The sequence below is a fragment of the Kitasatospora sp. NPDC002965 genome, from assembly GCF_040611255.1.
Lineage (GTDB): Bacteria > Actinomycetota > Actinomycetes > Streptomycetales > Streptomycetaceae > Kitasatospora.
In genome coordinates, this window is sequence record NZ_JBEXNT010000195.1 from 1 (window position 1) to 421 (window position 421).

Here is a 421-nt window from a genome sequence, read left to right on the forward strand (position 1 = left end):
ACGCCCGGTTCGCCGACGGCCCCGCGGCGGGCGGGCCGGCCCTGCTGCGCCACCGCGCGGGCGCCGGCCTCGCACGCTACGCCGCCACCCGCTTCGACGACTCCTCGCTGCGGGCGCTGATCGCGGGCGCGCTGGACGAGGCGGGCGTGGGCAGTACGGCGCCGGGCGCCGGCGACGGGGTGGAGGTCGTCCGCCGCACGGCGGAGGACGGGCGCAGCTGGCTGTTCGTCCTCAACCACACCGACGACACGGTCGAGGTCGCGTGCCGCGGGGTCGAGCTCCTCTCGAACACGACGGTCACGGGCCTCCTGACCGTCGGGGCGGGCGACGTCGCCGTCGTCCGGGAGCAGGACTCCCCGGACGCCGGCTAGAACAGTGGTGGGGGCGCGCGCGGGCGGGGGCGGCGCGGGCGGGGGGGTCG

General features: G+C 79.3%; 1 protein-coding gene. It reads left to right on the plus strand.

The genetic code is table 11. The features are described 5' to 3' along the window. Positions 1-371, plus strand: a 371-nt coding sequence (locus ABZY91_RS39260; protein ID WP_355408704.1) for a Beta-galactosidase C-terminal domain, incomplete at its 5' end; no start/stop codon positions are given. Positions 372-421: the final 50 nt, after the last annotated feature.